Origin of the sequence: Micromonospora sp. CA-249363, from assembly GCF_050950185.1 — a bacterium.
In the GTDB taxonomy this organism is placed as follows: Bacteria; Actinomycetota; Actinomycetes; order Mycobacteriales; family Micromonosporaceae; genus Micromonospora.
Genome location: NZ_CP192020.1, coordinates 735,172 through 751,825 on the forward strand (window position 1 = coordinate 735,172; position 16,654 = coordinate 751,825).

The 16,654-nt window shown below is 71.3% G+C and carries 15 protein-coding genes; 2 read left to right on the forward strand and 13 right to left on the reverse strand.

The window, feature by feature from the left end:
* Positions 1-26: 26 nt before the first annotated feature.
* The 8 genes from ACQPZK_RS03570 to ACQPZK_RS03605 all read right to left on the reverse strand — a co-directional run bounded on the left by ACQPZK_RS03570 (position 27) and on the right by ACQPZK_RS03605 (position 9,216).
* Positions 27-1,016 (reverse strand): aldo/keto reductase family protein, encoded by a 990-nt coding sequence (locus ACQPZK_RS03570; protein WP_433536924.1) that lies wholly within the window; start codon positions 1,014-1,016, stop codon positions 27-29.
* Positions 1,017-1,037: 21 nt separating this feature from the next.
* A complete protein-coding gene (locus tag ACQPZK_RS03575) occupies positions 1,038-3,119 on the reverse strand; it encodes a molybdopterin-containing oxidoreductase family protein (protein ID WP_433536925.1) in 2,082 nt (693 codons plus the stop codon).
* On the reverse strand, positions 3,116-4,015 hold the full coding sequence (gene dapF, locus ACQPZK_RS03580; protein WP_433536926.1) for a diaminopimelate epimerase: 900 nt from the start codon (positions 4,013-4,015) through the stop codon (positions 3,116-3,118). Before dapF ends, ACQPZK_RS03575 begins: the two co-directional genes overlap by 4 nt.
* Before the next feature lie 158 nt (positions 4,016-4,173).
* Positions 4,174-4,881 carry a 2OG-Fe dioxygenase family protein gene (locus ACQPZK_RS03585; protein ID WP_433536927.1) on the reverse strand — a complete coding sequence of 236 codons (708 nt, stop codon included), beginning with the start codon at positions 4,879-4,881 and terminating at the stop codon, positions 4,174-4,176.
* Between the two features lie 79 nt (positions 4,882-4,960).
* Positions 4,961-6,001 carry an iron-containing redox enzyme family protein gene (locus tag ACQPZK_RS03590; RefSeq protein WP_433536928.1) on the reverse strand — a complete coding sequence of 347 codons (1,041 nt, stop codon included), beginning with the start codon at positions 5,999-6,001 and terminating at the stop codon, positions 4,961-4,963.
* 766 nt (positions 6,002-6,767) lie between these two features.
* Complete coding sequence (locus ACQPZK_RS03595; RefSeq protein ID WP_433536929.1) at positions 6,768-7,451, reverse strand: lytic polysaccharide monooxygenase auxiliary activity family 9 protein; 684 nt, start codon at positions 7,449-7,451, stop codon at positions 6,768-6,770.
* Positions 7,452-7,596: 145 nt separating this feature from the next.
* Positions 7,597-8,175: a hypothetical protein gene (locus ACQPZK_RS03600; RefSeq protein ID WP_433536930.1), complete on the reverse strand. Its 579-nt coding sequence runs from the start codon at positions 8,173-8,175 to the stop codon at positions 7,597-7,599.
* Between the two features lie 345 nt (positions 8,176-8,520).
* Positions 8,521-9,216 (reverse strand): hypothetical protein, encoded by a 696-nt coding sequence (locus ACQPZK_RS03605; RefSeq protein ID WP_433536931.1) that lies wholly within the window; start codon positions 9,214-9,216, stop codon positions 8,521-8,523.
* 199 nt (positions 9,217-9,415) lie between these two features.
* Here ACQPZK_RS03605 and ACQPZK_RS03610 point away from each other — a divergent pair, with 199 nt between their 5' ends.
* The gene (locus ACQPZK_RS03610; RefSeq protein WP_433536932.1) at positions 9,416-10,417 is read left to right on the forward strand and encodes a hypothetical protein; all 1,002 of its coding nucleotides are present in this window, start codon (positions 9,416-9,418) and stop codon (positions 10,415-10,417) included.
* Between the two features lie 53 nt (positions 10,418-10,470).
* On the opposite strand, the gene ACQPZK_RS03615 is transcribed toward ACQPZK_RS03610, so the two are convergent.
* Complete coding sequence (locus ACQPZK_RS03615) at positions 10,471-11,313, reverse strand: DUF4352 domain-containing protein (protein ID WP_433536933.1); 843 nt, start codon at positions 11,311-11,313, stop codon at positions 10,471-10,473.
* A gap of 139 nt (positions 11,314-11,452) precedes the next feature.
* A complete protein-coding gene (locus ACQPZK_RS03620; RefSeq protein ID WP_433536934.1) occupies positions 11,453-12,109 on the reverse strand; it encodes a 4'-phosphopantetheinyl transferase family protein in 657 nt (218 codons plus the stop codon).
* A gap of 182 nt (positions 12,110-12,291) precedes the next feature.
* On the opposite strand from ACQPZK_RS03620, the gene ACQPZK_RS03625 reads away from it, so the two are divergent.
* Positions 12,292-12,561, forward strand: a complete 270-nt coding sequence (locus tag ACQPZK_RS03625) for a hypothetical protein (RefSeq protein WP_433536935.1) — start codon at positions 12,292-12,294, stop codon at positions 12,559-12,561.
* Positions 12,562-12,614: 53 nt separating this feature from the next.
* Here ACQPZK_RS03625 and ACQPZK_RS03630 read toward each other — a convergent pair whose 3' ends face one another.
* The 3 genes from ACQPZK_RS03630 to ACQPZK_RS03640 form a co-directional block, all read right to left on the reverse strand.
* Entirely contained in the window at positions 12,615-13,397 is a 783-nt protein-coding gene (locus ACQPZK_RS03630; protein ID WP_433536936.1) for a peptidase, read from the reverse strand.
* A complete protein-coding gene (locus ACQPZK_RS03635) occupies positions 13,397-14,692 on the reverse strand; it encodes a VWA domain-containing protein (protein WP_433536937.1) in 1,296 nt (431 codons plus the stop codon). Before ACQPZK_RS03635 ends, ACQPZK_RS03630 begins: the two co-directional genes overlap by 1 nt.
* A 360-nt stretch (positions 14,693-15,052) precedes the next feature.
* Positions 15,053-16,651, reverse strand: coding sequence for a dolichyl-phosphate-mannose--protein mannosyltransferase (locus ACQPZK_RS03640; protein WP_433539096.1), 1,599 nt, complete (start codon positions 16,649-16,651; stop codon positions 15,053-15,055).
* Positions 16,652-16,654 lie beyond the last annotated feature (3 nt).

Consider the following 16,654-nt stretch of genomic DNA (forward strand, 5'->3'; position numbering starts at 1 on the left):
TGGCCTCGATTCTCCTCGGCGGCCGGTCAGGCGGCGCTCTCCGTCCTGCCGGGATCACGCTCGACCACGTCGCCGAGGGTCTCGTCGATCCGCCGGAGCAGCTCCGGGTCGAGCCGTACCCCGACCGCCGCGACGTTCTCCCGGATCTGCTCCGGCCGGGACGCCCCGATCACCGCCGCCGCCACGTTCGGATTGTTCAACGTCCACGCGACCGCGAGCTGGGCCGTGGTCAGCCCGGCCTCGGCGGCCAGCGGACGTAGCGCCGCCACCCGCTCCAGCACCTCCGGCCGCAGGTACGGGCCGACCCAGTCGGCGCCGTTGGCGTCCAGCGCGCGGGAGCCCTCCGGCGGCGGCCCGTCGGACCGGTACTTGCCGCTGAGCACGCCCTGAGCCAGCGGCGAGAAGACGACCTGGCTCATGCCGGCCTTCTCGCAGGCCGGTACCACCTCGCCCTCGATCACCCGCCACAGCATGTTGTACTGCGGCTGGTTCGCGACGAACGCGGTCAGGCCCAGGTCCTCGGCGAGCCGCCGGGCGGTGACGATCTGCTCCGCGGTCCACTCGGACACCCCGAGGTAGAGCACCTTGCCCTGGCGGACCAGATCGTCGAATGCGCGCAGCGTCTCGACGAGTGGGGTGGCGTGGTCGAACCGGTGTGCGTAGTAGACGTCCACGTAGTCGGTACGCAGCCGGCGCAGCGAGGCGTGCAGCGACTCGACGATGTGCTTGCGGGACAGTCCCTGGTCGTTGGGGCCTGGGCCGGTCGGGAAGTACACCTTGGTGCACAGCACCAGCGACTCCCGGCGTACGCCGGTCAGCGCCTCACCGAGCACCGCCTCGGCCCGGGTACCCGCGTACACGTCGGCCGTGTCGAAGGTGGTGATCCCCTCGCCGAGCGCCGTCTCCACGCACGTTCGCGCGGTGTCGACGTCGATCTGCGAGCCGTGGGTCAGCCAGTTGCCGTACGCGATCTCGCTGACCCGAAGGCCGCTGCGACCGAGTGGGCGGAACTCCATGGACGGTCTCCTGTTCTCTGGTCACGATGGTTCGACGTCCCCGGGTACGACGGGTTCGATCTGCACCCGGTTGTCGTGGAAGACGGCGCCGCCGCCCATGTCCGACTCACGCTCGTCCACCGTGGCGTTCACCCCGGCGCCGCCGGTGAGCTTGAGCCAGTAGCCCTTTGTCGTCGCCGCCACCCCGGGCCGGACGTGGTCCGCGTCCACGCTCACCCTCGCGGTGAATGCGCCCCGGTCGTTGAAGATCCGCGCCTGGCCGCCGTCGACGAGCCCGCGCGGCCCGGCGTCGTCCGGGTGCAGGACGATCCGGGGCTCGCCGGCCCGCCGGACGAGTTCCGGCTTGTTGCCGAAGACCGTGTTGATGAAGAAGTGTCCGGCACCGGCGATCAGGGTCAGCGGGAAGCGGCGGGACAGGTCCGGGTCGTTCGGCTCCTTCGGCGGGACGTACCCGACCAGCGGGTCGAGCCCGTCCGCGGCGGCGCGCTCGGAGTAGAACTCCAGCCGGCCGGACGGGGTGGGAAAGCCGTCCGCGAACGGCAGGAACGCCGGCTCGTAGTTCAGCCGGGCCCAGCCCTCGGTACGCAGCCGTTCCATGCTGATCCCGGCCAGTGACGGATCGTCGCTGGCCAGCAGTTGCCCGGCCAGCTCCTCGTCGGAGTCGTACAGGCTGGGTTCGGTCAGCCCGAGGTGCCGGGCCAGCCGGCGGAACGTCTCGGTGGTGGACAGGCACTCCCCGGGCGGCGGCACCGCCGGCTCGTTCCAGGTGATGTACATGTGCCCGTACCCGTCGAGCACGTCCAGGTGTTCGGTCTGCATGGTGGCCGGCAGCACGATGTCGGCGTAGTCGACGGTGTCGGTCGGGAAGTGGTCGACGACCACCGTGAACAGGTCCGGCCGGGTCAGCGCCCGGCGGATCCGGTTCTGGTCGGGTGCGCTGGCGACCGGGTTGGAGCCGTACACGACGAGCGCCCGCACCGGTGGGTCGTCCACGTCGAGCAGGGTTTCCGCGAGCCGGGTCATGGACAGGCTGCGGACCGGCCGGGTGAGCAGGTCCGGGCGGGCCAGGGCGTCCCGGTCGCCGCCGAAGTAGCCGTCGGTCGAGAACGCCAGCCCGCCGCCCGGGTACCGCCAGTCGCCGGTGACGCCGACCAGGCAGGCCAGCATCCGCAGCACCTCGCCGCCACCGGCGTGCCGCTGCACCCCGATGCCGGCCCGGATCGCGGTGGGTCGGGTGTGAGCCAGCCGCCGGCCGAGGGTGACGATCTGTTCCTCGGTGAGGCCGGTGATCCCGGCGACCCGGTCCGGCGGGTACTCCAGGATCCGGTCCCGGAACGCCGGCCAGCCGAGGGTGTGGCGCTCCAGGTAGTCGTGGTCCTCGGCGCCCTCGGCGAGCACCACGTGCAGCAGGCCCAGAGCGAGAGCCGCGTCGGTGCCGGGCAGCGGGGCGATGTGCTCGTCGGCCTGCCGTGCGGTCCGGGTCCGCACCGGGTCGATGACCACCACGTGCGCACCGGCGCGGCGGGCCTGGTCGATGAAGCGCCACAGGTGATGGCTGGTGGTGAGGGTGTTGGCGCCCCAGAGCAGGATCAGCCGGGCGTGCGCCATCGACTCCGGATCGATGCCCCGGCTGGTTCCGGTGGCGTACGTGGTGCCGTGCAGCCCGGCGATCGAACAGATGGTCATGTTGTGCCGGGACGCGCCGAGCACATGCCACAGTCGAGCACCGGCCCGGCCCTGCAAACCCTGGAGGAAGCCCAGGTTGCCGGTGCCCTGGTAGGGCCAGATGGCTTCGCCGCCGCTCTCCCGCACGATCCGGTTGAGCTGGTCGGCGATCTCGCTCAACGCCTCGTCCCAACCGATCCGGGTGAACCGGCCGGAGCCCTTGGGACCGGTCCGGCGCATCGGGTACAGCAGCCGGTTCGGGGAGGCGACGTGGTCGAGGTACTGGTTGACCTTCACGCAGAGCGTGCCCCGCGTGTACGGATGGTCCGGGTTGCCGCGCAGCCGGACAGCCTTCCCGTCGGTCACGGTGACCTTCCAGCTACATCCGTCCGGACAGTCCAGCGGGCATCCCCCGACGACCTCACGCGTGTCCGTCATCCGATCCGCTCCGTTTCCCGTTCCTCGGCGGTGACCCGGGCGATCAGGTCGCCACTCAGCTCACCGGTGAACACCTCGCGGACCGGTCCGGTGAGGGTGACCGTGCCGTCGGCGTCGATGCCGACCTCGACCGTGCCGCCCGGCATGTGTACGACAACCTGGTCGTCGACCAGGCCGAGCGCGTGGGCCGCACCGGCGGCGGCGCAGGCGCCGCTGCCCGACGCGGTGGTGTAACCGGCCCCGCGCTCCCAGATCTCGATCTCGATGGTGGAGCGGTCCAGGACCCGCAGGAACTCCACGTTGGTCCGGCCGGGAAACTCCGGGTGGCCGGCGATCGGCTCGCCGAGCGCCCCGGCGATCGCCCGGTCCACCGCCGGCAGCGGCACCACCAGGTGCGGGTTGCCGTCGTCGAGGGCGACCACGGACAGGGTGCGGTGACCGACGACAAGTGGGCGGAGCAGCCGGGCGGCGGGGTCCGTCGCGCTCGGGTCGGCCACGGTGAAGGTCGGCGCGCCGGTGGCGATCCGGACCGTGCCGGTACCCGGATCGCGGATCTCCACCCGGGACGTGCCGCCGCCGGTGCGGACGGTGACCTGGTTGCCGGCCGGGCCGCGACCGAGTTGTGGTTCCCGGTCGAGCAGGTGACTGGCGAAGATCCGGATGCCGTTGCCGCTGCGGCCGCACGGGCTGCCGTCCGCGTTGAAGATCAGCAGGTCGACGGGTTCACCCGGGACGACCGGGCCGACCGGGCCGACGAGCAGGCCGTCGGCGCCGACCCCGTACCGGCGGTCGCACAGCAGGCGGGCGGTGTCGCCGGTCCGGGCGATGTCCAGCCGTCGGGGGTCGACGACCAGGTAGTCGTTGCCGAGCGCGTGGTACTTGACGAAGTCGCTCATCCTCGCTCCCGTCTGTCCGGCGGCGAGCCGGTGGTTCGCCTGCCCGCCGGCGGGTTAGTGCGGTGGGCACGCCGCGTGGTTGATTCGCCTGCCCGGCGGGCCGCCGTGGCCCGGTGCGTGACCGGACCACGGCGGACGGTCTCACCCGGCGGACGCGCTCACATCGCCGAGACGACCGGCTCGCCGTCGGCCAGCACGGCGGCGTCGTGCTCCTCGCCGTACCACTTCTCCCGCCAGCGGGAGAAGGCGACGATCAGGATGTCCCGGTGGCCGGGCTGGCCGTTCTCGGGCTCGATGTCGGTGACGTCGTGCAGGATCGCCCGGTCGTCGAGCAGCAGGGCCTGACCGGGATCGAGGGTGCCGGTCCAGAACGGCTCGGTGGCGTCCGGCCGCCACAGCCGCGTCTCGCCCCCGACGACATTGTGCCGGCGCAGGATGGCGATCATGACGTACTCGTGGCCGTCCTGGTGGATGCCCTCCGGGGTGAGCTGGCCCGGCTTCTCCAGCGTCGCCCGGCTGCGGTTCTGGTGCACGTTGAGCTGCCAGTCCTCGGAGGGGTCGAGCGGGATCGACTCCACGCCGAACCTGGCCCACGGGGTCAGGTCAACCTCCAGCGGCTCGTACGGCCGCCGCATTCCGCCGCCGATCGAGTTGAACTTCTTGAACGCGGTGTACGCGCGGTGCGGCAGCTTCTCGAAGTGCCACCCGTCGTCGCCCCTGTGCGACACGCGGTACTGGGAGAACCGCTTGTAGCGGGTCAGGTTGCCCATGTACGGGTCGGGCGGGCAGCGGTCGTAGCTGGCCAGGACATCCTCGGTGACCGGAGGAATCTCGACGAGCTTGAACCCTTCGTCGGTGATTGGCATGTCGTTCCCCTTCGCTTCGGGTACGGGTGTCGCCGCAGGTGCTGGTGGCGGGGGCGCGGTCGGCGCCCCGATCACCAGGTCAGGCCGCGCGGGCCAGCCGCTCGTCGAGGTGCCGGGCGGACGAGTTCATCCGCCAGAGCGAACCCCGGGCGATCCCCCGGCGCATCTGCGGTGACTCGCTCGCCGGGACGACGATGTTGTGGAACCAGCCGGCGGCGTGCTTGGAATCGATCGTGATGTGCAGGCGGTGGTAGGTGATGCCGACCTCGGGCAGGCCCAGGCGCTCCCAGGCCCGGACGACGTTCTGGAACCGGTCCGGCACCAGCCACTCGGTCATGCCGAGGAAGCCGACCGCCTCCGGGTAGAACTGCCGGTACCGGCAGAGCAGCACCGCGAGGTTTCCGGCCAGCAGGTCGTTGGCGGTCATCGCGCTCTCCAACTCCTCGTCGGAGATGTCGAACACGTCGTAGATCTTGTTGAACAGGTGGGTGTGGACCTCGGCCGGGTTGCCGTTGCCCATCTCGTCCCAGAAGTTCTCCGCGATCTCCATCTTGGCCGCGCCGCTCGTGCCGACCTGCATCATCGCGAGCAGGTCGTCGAACCGTCCGTCGACCAGGGACTCCTGGATGACGTACGTGCGCAGGTCGGCGGAGCTGGCCCGGTGGTTGATGAAGTCGACGTAGTACGGGTGCTTGAACACCGGGTGCTGCCGCGCGACCCCCTTCAACCAGGACAGGAACGGCTGGCCCGGGCCGGGCATGGCGTCGTAGACAGCCGGTTCGATCCAGCTGTCCTCGGCCTCGATGGTGGCCTGCTCCAGCAGGCGGGTCACCTCGTGGATGATCACCGAACCCTCGGCCGTCGCGCCGTCGGGCAGCGCGGTGATCAGGGCGTAGATCCGGGCGAGCAGCAGTTGCTGGTGGTACAGAGCGTCGGGCTCGTTGGCCGCGGCGCGGTCGTTGATCGTACGAACGGCCGACAGGATGCGCTCCCGGTCGTGCCGTAGGTCCTCGTCGACCTTGTCCGCGGGAACCGCGAACCACGAACTGATCTGTTCCACCACATCGGCTGCCGATGTCGGCCCGGCGGCGAACCGGAGCCGGTCACTGACGATGGGCACTGAACCTCCCCCTGGTGCTGGTCAGGCCACGTAAACGGTGTTCGCGACCTTGCGTGTGCGTGGGACGACGGGTCCCGCCGCGCTGCCGCGCCCGCATCCCGACCCGCCGTACGCCGGCACGCATCCCGGACCGACGCGCCAGGTCACCCCGCGCACCGGGGGTGGCGGCGGACCGGCGAGTGGTGAGGACGGCGCATCCGACAAGGCGGCACGGCGTACCGGCCACCGGGCGGTCCGGTGGCGTGGCCGCGGCTTCGGGATGGTCTGGACCGGCAGTCGCAGAACGCGAGAGGACGGCCCCGTTGACGACACTCCCCGCGCATGCGTCGAGGAGTGGTCCCCCGATCACAAGGAGTCACCCTACTGAGGACATAGACCGCTGTCGAGGTGAGTTTCGGGAAAATATTGTCGAGAGGGTGGCCTGGGGGCCGTCTGAGGAGCGGGTAATTCGTGCTCAGCGGGTGTTGTGGGGGTGGAAATGGTGTCTCAGAATCTGGTACCCGGCGTCCACTCCGGGGGGAACGTCTGGGCCCCGGCCAGCGCCTCGACGCCGGAAATTCCCAGGGAGTTCGCAGCTGAGCAACGTCGGCGATGAATACGCTGTTGCAATTCTTGCATTCATGTTTACATCCGCATCCGACCCGGACTGCCGCGCGGGCCGGGCCGTTGGGACGCCGGCGCCCGTCAACCCCCGAAGACCGCAAAGGCGGTTCCCGGGTCACCGGGAACCGCCTTTGCCGCCTGCCGTGGCTGCCGAGTCCTGCCGTCAGCTGACGGTGATGTCGCTGCACCACATGTACGTCTGGTCCATGTGCGACGCCTTCCACAGCACGAACAGGATGTGGTTCCCGCTACGCGAGGACGGGATCGAGACGTTGAACGAGATGTTCTGCGCCGGCGCGTAGCGGCCGGTCGTCGCGATCAGGTCCAGGTTGCCCCACCCGAGTTTCTGGGTGGCCGGGTTGAACCCCTGCTTCGAGACGTACACCTGGAAGTAGTCAGCGCCGTGGCTGGCCTGGTCGTACATCTGGACCGTCAGGTTGCGGCTGACGGGCGTCGACTTCCACGCTCCCGGCTGGTTGAGCGAGTCGTTCCGGGAGAGGGCGTTGCTGCACAGCTGCCCGTCCGGGGTGCGGGCCTGGAACTGGCCGCCGAGACCGTCGCGCAGCTGGCTCATCCAGTTCCACATGGTGTCGGGGTTGGCCTGGAACGCCCGGTAGCACATCGGGTCCTGCTGCTGCATGGCCGGGTTCGTGTGCTGATTGCCCCAGGTCTTCCAACACTGGTACGCGCGAGTCGCCGGGTTGATGACGGTGCCGTGGGCCTGGGCCGCGCCGACCGAGGGCAGTGCGCCGGCCACCATGGCGAACACCAGGACCAGCGCCTGGAGCGACCGACGGACGGTTGACCGGGGTCGTCCGCCGGATTGATCGGACTTGGGTGAACGCACGGTTCATCCTCCGTTCTTCGGGATCATCGGGGTGGGAACGCTCCCAAACCCACTGTTACATCCATGTGTCCAAATATCAATGCTGATCTATCTAAAGGGGGATATGAGGTGGCCAGGATGGTTGCCACCGACCGGGGGTACGTGATCAGAGGCCGGCTGCGGCGTCGTACCGGCGACGCTGGTCGGCCATCTCCGACTGGGTCAACGCCTCCTTGAGCGCCAACTCCTCGTACTTGTCCGGGAACATCTGCCGGAGCCGGTCGACGAACATGACGTCGGCGGTCGCCTCGACCACCTGGATGCCGGGAGGGTTGGTCGACATGTCCATGATCAACGGGCCGCCCAGCTTGACCGCCACGTCCCAGGGACGCTTCTTCTCGGCGACTCCGCACAGGTGGAAGCCGTAGACCGTCCGCACGTCGGCCAGCGCGGCGGCGTCGGTCGGCTCGTACCCGTAGACACGGACCCCGCAGATCACCGGCGGCTTACCCTCGGTGGCCACCTGCTGGGCGCCGTGGCCGGCATGGTTGTGCTGCCCCGGGTCCGCCTGTTCGAGCGTCGTCCGCATCCGAGCGGTGATCTGGGCCTGCAGGTCCGCCGGCTTCGCGTCCTCGTCCGCCTGCCGGAGCAGTACGACCGCGCCGGCCGACACCGCCAGCAGGATCGCCGCCACCCACGCCAGGCGGTTCCGGTACCACCGGGCGGCATTCTCTGGGGAAGTCATCGTTGCCTCTCACCTCGTCGCCGGTTCCGGAGTCCTGGTGGACCGGACCGGACCGGACGCCCCGGCGGGTGCGACGTCGAACGCGTCGGGCCGTCGGGGGCACGTGTCGGGGATGCGTGCGACGGGCGCGGTCGCCAAGCGGCGAGCTGTCCGTCGTCACGGAGATGGCCCGGCTGTGCGACAGGCGAGCGTCTGCCCAAGCGGCGCGCTGCCGGCACTGCGCTGCTCCCGCGCTGGCCGTTCCCAGCGCGGTTGCCCCCGCGCTGCGGCGATACGAGCCATTCCAACACGTCTGGCACCACTCTGGCAACATCGACGTACATCATTGCAAAATCGGCACCGTCGCTAGGCGAACCGTTCGGTCGTCACGGTGACCAGGCCGTGCTGGCGCAGCAGATTCGTGAGGTCGGTCAGGGTCGCGGACACCGCCTCCGCCCCGCCGCTTCGCATCAGGACCGTCACGTCGAGGCACCAGGCGAGGGTGTGGCCGACCCGTCGCAGGTCCCAGGTGAACCGGGCGCCCCCGCTCTCGCGACGACCGTCGGCGACCGACCCGGCGGCGCCGCCACCCGTCGTGCGCCAGCGGCTCCGCAGGGCTGCCACCTGGTCGGCCCGCAGGTCCTTCGCGAACAGGACGCGGTACACCCGGCGCTCGTGAAAGCCCTCCGGCGGCCGGCTCGGGCCGAGTCGCAGTGGCGCGGCCGTCGGGATCGGTTGATGGTCGCGGAAGTACGTCCGCAGCACGACCTCGGACGGCAACTCGCCACCGCCGAGGCGGCGGTAGGCGTGCGCCGCCTCGGCGTGCCCGGTCGGGACGACCCGGGCGAGTACGGCGGGGTCGACCCGCAGGCCGCGGCTCAGCGAGGCGGAACTGCACCAGCCGCCGCCCGGCGTCCAACTCGCGCTGTGCAGGCCGGTGGCACAGAAGTCGTCCCGGCGGGTGAACTCCTCGACGAGGATGCCCTCCCCGTCGTGACCGCCCGGCGCGGGCAGGACCAGGTGGTAGTCCAGCGTGCGGCCCGAACGTGGTTCGATGATCACCCGTCCGATCCTGGGGCCACGGCCGACTCCGGGCAAGAGCCGTCCACCCGCGCCGGGCAGCGGCCGTCCATAGCAGACGGCAGGCCGCGTGGATCGATCACGTCGCTCATCGGACAGGCCGCAACCCCGAGACGGCTTCAGGTGTGCATCTGGCATCAGTCGACGCCCGGGATCGCCGGGCTCCACACGGGGAGAAGAGATGACGTACACCGCTCGACGCAGGATGCTCGCCGGCACCGCCGCCGGACTGCTGACCGCCTCTCTCGGCGTCGCCCTGTCCTCGACGGCGACGGCCGCGCCCGCGAGGACCACCGCCAGCGCCTGCACGATCAGCACGTTGCCCTACCCGACGGACACCTACCGTGCCGACGCGAGCGCGATCGACCCGTCGGGTCGCTTCGTCGCCGGCACGGCCCTGCGGGTCGGTGCGAGCGACAACCAGTACCTGCTGCTGGTCTGGGACGGGCAGCAGCTCACCGAGACCGTGACGCCGCGGAACGGACTAGACCCGGTCGACGTCAACGAGAGCGGCACCGTGATCGCCAACGGCTGGGCGGAGAACGGCATCGCCCGGCCGTGGACGTACCGCAACGGGAAGCTCGAGCAGTTGCCGGTGCTGCCGTCGACCGGCATCGTCGTCACCGGCATCAACTCCGCCGGTGACATCGTCGGCTACGGCTCGGACATCGTCCCCGGCGAGTACAGCGCCCTGCGCTGGCCGGCCGCCCGGCCGGGCACGGTCGAGGTGCTCGACGCCCCGGCCAACGCCCAGCCGACCGGCATCACGGCGAACGGGACCATCGTCGGTCAGGCGGGACCCTTCGGCGACTGGACCGGATGGGTCCGCCGTCCGAACGGCAAGGTCAAGCCGCTCGCGGTTTCCGGTGGTGGGTCGACGGTGGTCAACGCCGCCGCGGGCCATTGGGCGATCGGCCAGGTCTGGCTCGGCGGTGACAACCCGGCGAAGGTCCGGTGGGACCTCCGCAACGGATCGCACACGATCCTCGACCCGGAGGCGGGGCTCGACGACGTCAACGCCAAGGGCGTCGTGGTGGGCGGTGCCCTGGTCACCCGGGGCGCCACCTCCCGGGTCCTGCCGGGCGGCAGCAACGTCGGCGCGAAGGCCATCGCCGACACGGGCGCCATCGTCGGCTTCCGTAACGCCGACCGGGTGACCCCGGTCCGGTGGACGGGCTGCTGATCTGTCGCACGCGACGGGGCCGGTCCGATCATCGGGCCGGCCCCACAGCCGCGTCAGGGCTTCCAGTAGCCGGCGGTCGCGAACCGGTGCTGGTACTCCAGTACTCCTGACGTGTCGTGCACGTCGAACACCACGCTGCCGGTACGCCGGCTGCCCGCGGTCAGGTCGTTGCCGGTCGGGATCGGCTTGCCGCAGCCGGAGAAGGCGCCCGTGACCGCGTTGGTCTCGGTGCCGTCGGCGGCGACCCACTGGAAGAAGAGCGGGTTGGCCGAGCCGGTGCCCTTGGTCACCGTCACCGTCACGTCCGCGATCACGAACATGCCCTCGTCGGGCTTCAGGCCGTACGTCTTGCAGGGCTTGGTGGCGGTGTGGAACTTCGTCACGGTGATCTCGACGGTGCCGCCGTTGTCGTCGATGACGAGGGTGTCCCCGACGGACATGTTCCGGGCCTTGCCGTCGACGGACGGTACGGGCGAGGGCATCGCCCCGGCGGCCGGCTGCCGGACGTCGCCGGTGACGCCGGGGGTGGGCAGCGCCTCGGTCACCTGGTTGGCGGCGTGCTTCGCGCCGATGACGACGGCCACGATGCCGCCGGCGCAGAACAGCAGGGCGAGCACGGCCGTCGTCACCGCGACGGCGACCACGGTGCGCTGTGACGTCGTCGGCTTCCCGGGCGGCGGCATCGTGAGCGGCTGCCCCGGCCCGGCGGCCTGCGGGTACGCGGCACCGGAGTACGGCGGCGGGACCGGCCCGTTGCCCGCAGCCGACCAGGGGCTGGGCGTCGCCGGAGGAACCGTCGGATCTGCGGTGGACTGCCGCGGTGTCGCCGGGAGCGGCGGCTCCGGACTCGGCTGCTGAAGGTCCTGCGGTCCGACGGAGGGCTGGGGGTGGGTCACCGTACTCCTTGACGCCTCGTGCGTGCGGTTCGGGAACCCGCCGACGCTACCTCGCGGCGTCCGGCGGCCGGTCGGCGCTCCGGCCTGCTTCCCAGGACCCCGGGAGCCGCGCCGCGGTGGCCAGCATGGACGGTGGTCGTCAGCGGGGTGCGAGGACGGCAGCGGTGCGTACCAGGCCGTCGGCGACCACGAATCGGCCGTGGATCGTGCGCGGCGGGTCGGCGACCTGCGCCGCGTCCACCCGCTTCGGTGCGATCCGAGCGGTGAACGTGCCGGCGTCCGGGTCGATCTCCAGCCGGGCGTCGTGGAAGTCCAGCCAGGACCCGACCACCGGGTGCCAGACCTTGTAGACGGTCTCCTTGGCACTGAACAGCAGGATCGGCCACAGGATGCCGGAGGGCAGTCGCGCGCAGCTCTCCTCCTCCTCGGGCAGCAGCACGAGTCGGCGTACCCCCGCATTGACTTCGCGGTGCTGCTCGGCGTCCATACCGACGGACCGCACGTCGGTGGTGCGCGCCGCCGCGGCGGCGCAGTAGCCGGCGGTGTGGGTGATGGCGCCCACCACGCCCGCCGGCCACACCGGCGCGCGGTTGGCGGCGCTGGGCACGGCCACCGCCGGCAGGCCGAGGCCGGCCATGGCCCGGCGGGCACACACCCGGCCGGCGGTGAAGTCCCGTCGACGGGTCTGTACCGCCTGGTCGCTGAGACACGCCTGCTCCGCGTCGAGGAGGTCGCCGGTCCAGTCGTCGGGCGCGGCGACGGCCACGGCGACGGTCGGCGGCAAGAGGTCACGCACAGCGGAGCCCTACCGACGGGTACTGAGCAGGCGTTCGATCGACCGTCAAATTTCCGACTCCCACGACCGGAGAACGTACCGCAAAGATGTAACACCGGAGGGACGCGTCGCGCTCTCCATGATGGCTCCGGGGGGACCACCATCAACAGCTGCAAGTCCCGTGAGCATCTGAAGGAGTTGCGATGAGCGATGGCGCCGAACGGCCAGGGGGTCGGGCCGACGACCACGCACCGACGACCCCGGGCTGGAGTTGCGGCTCCTGCGGCGACGAGTGGCCGTGCGCGACGAAACGCGGTCGGCTGTTGGCGGAGTACGGGGGTGATCGGGCGATGCTCAGCGTCTACCTGGGCTCCTGTCTCGCCGCCGCCGCCGAGGATCTGCGCGCCGCGCCGGTGATGTCGTTGCAGGACCGGTTCATCGGCTGGCTACCGCGCGGGACGCGACGAAGCTGAACCGCCGGTGGCCCCGCCCCCATCGGGCGGGGCCACCGGCGGACACGACCGGCTCAGGGCCGCCGGGGGCGCCGGGTCAGAGCGAAGCCGACCACCCCGGCCACCGCGGCGAGCACGCCGCCGATGCCGGTCCAGATCCAGCGCGAGCCGAGATCCGGCAGCCAGCCCGTCAGCGAGCCACCCTCGTCGTCGGCCTCCGGCTCCGGCGTCGGTACGGCGTTGAGCACCGTGCCCGCCTTCGTGTTCGGCACCAGCGGCGCGGCCAGCTCACCGTCATCGGCCGAGGCGCCCCGGTCGGTGACGACGCCGACCAGCAGGTCCACGTCGATGGGCGCGCCCAGGTCCGGCTCGGGCAGGTCGGTGACCGAGAGCCGGACGATGTAGGTGCCGGGCAGCGGGTCGGCCGACCACGGTTCCGCCCAGGGGCGGACCTCGCGAAGGGTGCAGCCCAACGCCACACTTGACGCCTTGCCGTCCACCGTCGGCGTCTGCGCCCCGGCGGTGCACGCCTGCCGTCGGCGCAGACCGTCGAACACGTCGATCGTCCACGTGGAGGCGCCGCTGCGGGCCTTCGGGAAGGTGACGGTCGCGCTGATCTCGTGGACCTGCCCGGCCGTCGCGGTGAACGACCAGTACAGGTGATCCCCGACGGAGGCGTCCACGCGTACCGGCTGACCGGCGGTGATCGGCGTGGCGGTGAGGAACGAGGTGCCGGCCCGGGTCACCGGAGTGGCGCCCGGCGACGGGCTGGGGGCGGCCACGGCCGCCGCGGGCAGTAACGCGACCCCGCCGGCGGCGAGCAGCGCCGCCAACGACCGGAACAGTGCGGTACGCATCAGTTCTCCCTCCAGGTGGCGACCCACCAGCGGGTGAGCAGGCCGGCGATCAGGCCGGTGAGCAGGCCCGCCACGGTGAGCAGGGCGAGCAGTACCCAGCCACGGCCGAGATCGGGGCCGTCCGGGGCACCGGCGGCGGCGACCACGTAGATGGTCAGCTCCACCGGCATGCCGGGCGTCGCCGCGGTGCCCGGGCGTGCGGCGAACGAGTTGCTGACCACCAGGCAGACGGTGGTGGGCTCGACGGCCGGCGTCGGGCTCGTCCCGGTGGTGTCCTCGTCGTCGGTGGTGTCCTCGTCGTCGGCGGTGGCCGACCAGCGCAGACCGGCCGAGAGCACGTCGGCACGGCCGCTGCCGGCGTCCGCGCCCCGGACCAGTTCCCGTCCGTCCGCCGCGGTGGCCCGCAGCAGCACCCCGTAGTCCCGGTTCACCGGCCGGTCCAGCGCCATGCTCACCGACGCGCGCAGCTCCTGTCCGGGGCGTACGGGCACCCGGTAGTAGCGGTGCTCGGAGAACGACTCCCGGTCGGCGTACACCCCGGGGGCGAGCAGCGGTGCGGAGTCGCAGGCGTCCGTGCCGCCGACCACGGTCGGCGCCCGGGTGTGGGTGTCGCCGGCCCGCTCGACGAGCTGCTTGATCCGGCCCGTCAGCTCGTCGGCGCTCTGCGCCGCGGTGTACGTGCCGCCGGTCGCCCCGGCGATGCACAGCAACTGCCGGCGTACCTTCTCGTCGGGTGCGAGGCCGAGCGTGTCGACGACCAGGCTGGTGCCCTGCGCGGCCAGTTCCCGGGCCACCTGGCACGGGTCCGGCGGGGCGCAGGTGTCCTCCCCGTCGGTGATCAGAACGATCCGACGGGTGGTGGTCCCGGCGCCCAGGTCCTGTGCGGCGGAGCGCAACGCCAGCCCGACCGGCGTGAAGCCGGTCGGCCGCAGTGTCGCCACCGCTGCCTTGGCCGCGCTCCGGTCGACCGGCCCGACCGGCACGATCTGTTGGGTGTCCTGGCAGCCGACCTTCTTGTCCTTGCCCTTGTAGGTCGCGCCGAGCACCCGGATGCCGAGCTGGGTCTCCTCCGGCAGCGCGTCCACCACGTCGTTGAACGCCTGTTGGGCCACGGAGATCCGGCTGCGTCCGTCGATGTCCGCCGCCCGCATCGAGCCGCTGACGTCGAGCACCAGCTCGACCCGGGGTGGCTCGGCCACCTGCTCCTCGTCGGCCGCCGCCGGGACCGGCCCGGTCAGCGCGGTGGTCGCCAGCAGTCCGAGTAGGACGGCCGCCGATCGTCTGAAGTTGATCACGGCCCGCAGTGTAGTGAGATCCACTTTGGATGGCCGCCGGGGTGGTTGGTCGTCCCGGCCGGCCGGAGCGTCCCCTTTGTGGTGCTCTGGGTCCACGTCAGGTCACCCTCGGTCAACGGCCGGAGGATAGTCCTCGGCCCGGCCGGAATCGGTCGGAAATCCGACCCAAGTTGACCCGTTGTGCCGGTGGCGCGCGGTGGTTAAGCTCTTCATGCGCGCCCCAATCGCCCGCTTCCCCCGTGGCAGGCGATCGGGGCGCGCGTCTTTGTGTACAGCTTGGGACGCAAAGATCGGGCCCGTACGCATCACGCGTACGGGCCCGATCTCCTTCGCGCTGTGCGGCGCGTCGCCTGCCGGTGCTTATATCCAGCGACCGTCGAGCCACATCCGGGCCAGCCAGTCCGAGTACGGGATCAGTTTGCCCACGAAGATCGGATAGAAGTAGGCGAAGCACAGCCCCACCAGCAGCACGTACGCCCCGGCCGCGATGCTGCCCACCAACCGCCGTTCGTAGCCGGCGTCGCCGGGCACCAGGGCCTTCGTCTCGCCCACGTCACCCTCGGCCGGGGCGATCAGCGCACCCAGCACGTACACCACGGCGAGCACCAGGAAGGGCAGCGCCGGGGCCGCGTAGAACGAGAACATCGTCCGACCGTCGAGGGCGAACCAGAACCAGGGCAGCAGACCCGCGGCCACGGTGAGCAGGATCGCGCCGGCCCGCCAGTCCCGGCGGGCGACGCCCAGCCAGACGAGCGCCACCAGAGCGGGCAGGAACGACCACCACAGCAGCGGGGTGCCCAGCAGCAGGATCTCCGAGGCGCAGGTCGGCGCGCCGCAGGCGCCGTCCCCCGACCAGTGGAAGGCGACCGGGCGGCCGAGCAGCAGCCACTGCCACGGCCACGACTGGTACTTGTGCGGGTCGTCGAGCTGGGCGTGGAAACCGTACGCGGCGCGGTGGTACTCGAAGAGGTTGACCAGCGCGCCGATCACCGGCGTGTCGCTGAGCGACCCGGTCGGGTACGCCGTCGACGACGCCAGCCGGTAGTAGCCGTCGTCGCTGAGCAGCCACCCCGACCAGGTCGCCAGGTAGGTGCCGACCATCAGCACCCCCGCCAGCACCAGCCAGGGCACCTCGTCGAGGAGAGTGTCCCGCCACGGCCGGCGCACGCCCGCCGACCGGCGGAGCCCGACCTCCCAGAGGACCACGAAGAGGGCGAACACCGGTACGAAGTACAGCGCGCTCCACTTGACCGCGCAGGCGCAGCCGATCAGCACGCCGGCGGCCAGCCGCCACCACGGCCACGTCCGCCAGCCGGTCGACGGCCGGCCCGCGCGCCCGGGCAGGCTGGGATCGAGGCCGTCGTCGAGCGCGCGTGCCCAGCGCCGACGCCGGGCGTCCCGGTCCAGCACGAGCGCGCCGAAGGCCGCCAGCACGAAGAACAGCAGGAAGATGTCGAGCAGCGCGGCACGGGACAGCACCAGGTGGAACCCGTCCAGCGCGAGCAGCAGGCCGGCCGCGCAGCCGAGCACCGTCGAGCGGAACAGCCGCCGACCGATGCGGACCAGCAGCAGCACCGACAGCGTGCCGATCAGGGCCGCCGAGAACCGCCAGCCGAACTCCGGCGCGGTGGTGAACAGGTGCCCGCCGACGGAGACCTTCGACTCTGCGTCCTGGTAGCCGAAGGCCCACTCGCCGATGCCGATGAGCCACTTGCCCAGCGGCGGGTGCACCACGTACGACGGGACGTTGTCCTTGTAGTTCCACTCGACGCCACGGCTGATCAGCCCGTACGCGTCCTTCGCGTAGTACGTCTCGTCGAAGATCTTGCCCTTGGGGCTGGACAGACCGACGAAGCGTAGGATCGCCGCGATCGCCACGACCACGGCGGTGGCGAGCCACGAATACCGGTCCACCCGGGTGTCGACGGTGGCGAACCGGCGACGGACCACGGCGGACACACC